The 3757-nt window shown below is 63.4% G+C and carries 6 protein-coding genes; 2 read left to right on the forward strand and 4 right to left on the reverse strand.

Features of this window, described 5'->3' with window-relative positions; genetic code table 11:
* Nucleotides 1-211: 211 nt before the first annotated feature.
* On the reverse strand, nucleotides 212-535 hold the full coding sequence (locus AC1DX0_RS32675; protein ID WP_477219036.1) for a hypothetical protein: 324 nt from the start codon (nucleotides 533-535) through the stop codon (nucleotides 212-214).
* 173 nt (nucleotides 536-708) lie between these two features.
* Here AC1DX0_RS32675 and mbfA point away from each other — a divergent pair, with 173 nt between their 5' ends.
* Complete coding sequence (gene mbfA, locus AC1DX0_RS32680) at nucleotides 709-1692, forward strand: iron exporter MbfA (RefSeq protein WP_477219035.1); 984 nt, start codon at nucleotides 709-711, stop codon at nucleotides 1690-1692.
* A 252-nt stretch (nucleotides 1693-1944) separates the two neighbouring features.
* Here the strand turns inward: mbfA and AC1DX0_RS32685 are convergent, their stop codons facing one another.
* The 3 genes from AC1DX0_RS32685 to AC1DX0_RS32695 form a co-directional block, all read right to left on the reverse strand.
* A complete protein-coding gene (locus AC1DX0_RS32685; protein WP_477219034.1) occupies nucleotides 1945-2289 on the reverse strand; it encodes an antibiotic biosynthesis monooxygenase family protein in 345 nt (114 codons plus the stop codon).
* Nucleotides 2286-2618, reverse strand: a complete 333-nt coding sequence (locus AC1DX0_RS32690; RefSeq protein ID WP_095776169.1) for an NIPSNAP family protein — start codon at nucleotides 2616-2618, stop codon at nucleotides 2286-2288. The genes AC1DX0_RS32685 and AC1DX0_RS32690 overlap by 4 nt, the downstream gene beginning before the upstream one ends.
* A 93-nt stretch (nucleotides 2619-2711) precedes the next feature.
* Nucleotides 2712-2927 carry a DUF1127 domain-containing protein gene (locus tag AC1DX0_RS32695; protein ID WP_477219033.1) on the reverse strand — a complete coding sequence of 72 codons (216 nt, stop codon included), beginning with the start codon at nucleotides 2925-2927 and terminating at the stop codon, nucleotides 2712-2714.
* Between the two features lie 68 nt (nucleotides 2928-2995).
* Between AC1DX0_RS32695 and AC1DX0_RS32700 the strand changes: the two genes are divergently transcribed.
* Nucleotides 2996-3670, forward strand: a complete 675-nt coding sequence (locus tag AC1DX0_RS32700; RefSeq protein ID WP_477219032.1) for an ArsR/SmtB family transcription factor — start codon at nucleotides 2996-2998, stop codon at nucleotides 3668-3670.
* Nucleotides 3671-3757 lie beyond the last annotated feature (87 nt).

A 3757-nucleotide genomic window follows, 5' to 3' on the forward strand; every position in this document is an offset into this window, starting at 1 on the left:
GGGTGAATTTGCGATAGGCTGGCGGGACAGCACCCCCCTCTGSCCTGCCGGSCATCTCCCCCGCAAGGGGGGAGATTGGCAGTTCATGCGTTGCACCAGCTTTGAGACGTTGGAGATTGGCGAAGGCCGAAGCGACATCCGATCTCCCCCCTTGCGGGGGAGATGGCCGGCAGGCCAGAGGGGGGTGCTGTCCCGCCAGCCTATCGCAAATTCACCCCAGCAAAGTCCTCTGCCTCTTGCTCCCACCAAGCTTGCGCCAATTGTTGAAGCGGTGCGTGGCGGCGGCAAACGAGATCTTCATCTGCTGGGCGACGGAATAGCGCGACTTGCCGTCGTCGAACATGCGGTAGCAGCACTCTACGCCTTCCTCGGTCAGCTTGCCGTCCGGCGCCTTGTTGTGCGGGTTGGCGGGGTCGAATTTCTCGACCTGCTGCTCGACCAGGCCCTTGAGGCGCTGCAGGTCGGCCTCAATGCTGGCAATGAGGTCGAGAACGGGTTTTGGGTCATAGCCGTGCGGGGGCTGTTTTGCCGTCATCTACGGATTCCTTTCTCTCGGGGTTGGCCCATATATAGGTGAACATTCGCTGATAATGAAGGGTACCCCTCGCGCGCTGGCTTCAACAATTCTTGACCCACGACCTCAGCGCGGTTGACCCGGGCCATGCTAGATCCTAGTTTAGAACTATTCTAAACTAGGGTGATTTCCTCATGCTTTCCCGCGTTTTCGGCTTCGGCCGCCGCCCCTTCGAATCGCTCTCCGAACAGGAGATCCTGGCGCTGGCCATTTCATCCGAGGAAGATGACGGTCGCATCTACCGGGCCTATGCCGACGGGCTGGCAGAGAGCTTTCCGCAATCGGCAAAAGTGTTCGAGGAGATGGCCGAGGAAGAGGACGGCCATCGCGACGCGCTGATCGAGCTCTTCCGCAAGCGGTTCGGCGAGCGCATCCCATTGATTCGGCGCGAGCATGTGAAGGGTTATTATGAACGCAAGCCCGACTGGCTAGTCAGGCCACTCGGCATCGATTCCGTGCGCCGCCAGGCCGAAGCGATGGAGCAACAGGCCTACCGTTTCTATGTCGAAGCGGCCAAGCGCACCACCGATGCCTCGACCCGGAAACTGCTCGACGACCTGGCGGCGGCCGAGCAGGGGCACGAGAACTCGGCGCATCAGCTGCAGCAGAAACATGTTCCGGGCGCGGTCAAGGACGAGGAAGCCAGCGCCGAGCAGCGCCAGTTTATCCTCACCTATGTGCAGCCGGGCCTGGCCGGGCTGATGGACGGTTCGGTGTCGACGCTGGCGCCGATCTTTGCCGCCGCCTTTGCCACGCACGATACCTGGCAGACGCTGCTGGTCGGTCTAGCCGCCTCGATCGGCGCTGGCATTTCGATGGGCTTCACCGAAGTCGCCTCCGACGACGGCAAATTGTCGGGCCGCGGCTCACCGATCAAGCGCGGCCTGACCGTCGGCATCATGACGACGCTCGGCGGTCTCGGTCACGCACTGCCCTATATCATCCCAAGCTTCTGGACAGCGACCGCCGTTGCCGCCGTGGTGGTGTTCTTCGAACTGTGGGCGATCGCCTTCGTCCAGAACCGCTACATGCAGACCCCGTTCCTGCGCGCCGCCTTTCAGGTGGTGCTGGGCGGCGCGCTGGTATTCGCGGCCGGCGTACTGATCGGGAATGCGTGAGCGCTTCTTGCCTTCTCCCCTTGTGGGGTGAGCAGCCGGTTCGCGTAAGCGAATTCATCGTGCCAGTGGCACGATGAAAGGCCGGCGAACGCCGGGACGCTGCGAAGCAGCGGGGTACCCGGCAGGGTGGATCGACTACCACGCCCGGCCCTTCGCAGGCTCAGGGCGTTCGAAGCTCGAAAAGCCAAGCAATTGGCTTTTCGTTCGCTGCGCGAACTGCTCCTCACCCCACAAGGAGGGAAGGAAGAGGAGCTACCCATTCACCGACCGGCTATCGCTGGGCGCCTCATCCCTCTCCGCCAGCCCATAATCCCTCACCACATGCGCAATCCGCAGTCGATAGCCGGCAAAGATACCGCCACGACCGGCCTGCTGCGCTTGCCTGTGTTCTTCCGTATTCCGCCAGGCCTTGACCGCCTCCTCGTCGCGCCAGAACGACAGCGACAGGATGCGGTTCGGGTCGACCAGGCTCTGAAAACGTTCGATCGAGATGAAGCCGTCAATGCCGTCGAGCAAGGGACGCAGATTGGCGGCGATGGCGAGATAGGCATCGCGTTTGCCCTCCGCCGGTTCGACCTCGAAGATGACGGCGATCACGGCAGCACCAGTTTCGCGTGTGGTCCGGAGACGTGTTTCAGGAACATGCGGTCCTCCTTGAGGATGAATCGCTCACGCTTGGCGAACTCATAGTTTGCCTTGCCGGCGGGATCGGCGGCAAGCCGCGCGCGATAGGCTTCATAGGCCGCCAGGCTCTCGATGTTGTAGGCGGCGTAGGCCGTCGTCGCCGAGCCCTCATGCGGGGCATAGTAGCCGATCAGATCGGCGCCGCAGCGCGGGATGGCCTGGCCCCAGTTGCGGGCATACTCCTCGAAGGCAGCCTTGCCGAACGGGTCGATCTCGTAGCGGATGAAGCAGGTGATGGTCATGGTCGTCTCCTTGAGGGCTGTGGTTTCACGTCGATAGTTCGAGGGGCGTCGAAACGTTGTGCCGCCCGATCTGCTAGGCAATTCCCTTGCAGGTCATGCCTGCCAGAAAGACTTTGCGCATTCGCGGCGCACATCTTCCGGCGTCAGGCCAAGGTCGCGCAGCAGGTGGTCGTCGATCTCCGAGAGGTCGCGGCGTTGCAGATGGCGGTCATACCAGCGGGCCAGCAACCGTGAGCGGACCCAGGCGATGAACGGGAACGATCGGCGGCCGGGGAACGGTGCGGAGGTGAATGTGGTTCTTGCGGTCATCATCGTCTCCTTGATCAGATCGGAGAATAATGGTTATCTGACAAGAATGCTTCGATGAGGAACGAACTATGCGTGAAGGACCTGACATCGCCCGCATCGCCAGCCTGGTCGGCGATCCGGCGCGCGCCAACATGCTGAACGCACTGATGGGCGGCACGGCGCTGACGGCGAGTGAACTGGCGCTGGAAGCCGGCGTGTCGCTGCCCACTGCCTCCTCGCATCTGTCGAAACTGATGGAGGGCGGGCTGCTGACCCTGGCCAGCCAGGGCCGCCATCGCTACTACGGCCTCGCCGGGCCGCAGGTGGCCGGCATGATCGAGGCCATTACCGGCGTCGCGGAAGCGGTTGGCCCCAAGCGCGTGCGGCCAGGTCCGCGCGACGGCGCCATGCGCGTGGCGCGTGTCTGCTACGACCACCTCGCCGGTGAGCAGGCCGTGGCGATGCTCGATCGCCTTGTCGATAAAAACATCCTGGTCCGCGACGACCAGGAGATCAGGCTCGGGCCGTCCGCGGCATCGCATTTCGCCGCCATCGGCATCGATGTCTACACCAAGCCGCGCCGGCCGGTCTGCCGTGCCTGCCTCGACTGGAGCGTGCGCCGCTCGCACCTCGCCGGCACGCTGGGCGCCGCCATCCTCGACAAGATTCTGTTGGAGAAGTGGGCACGCCGCGAAAAGGACAGCCGCGCGGTGGTGTTTTCGCCACCGGGCAAGCAGGCGTTCGAGAGGGTGTTTTTGAGCTGAGGTTTCGCCGTCGACAGTGGAGAGAGGTCAGCGGGACAGCACCCCCCTCTGCCCTGCCGGGCATCTCCCCCGCAAGGGGGGAGATTA

It is taken from the genome of Mesorhizobium sp. P3_A9, assembly GCF_056402975.1.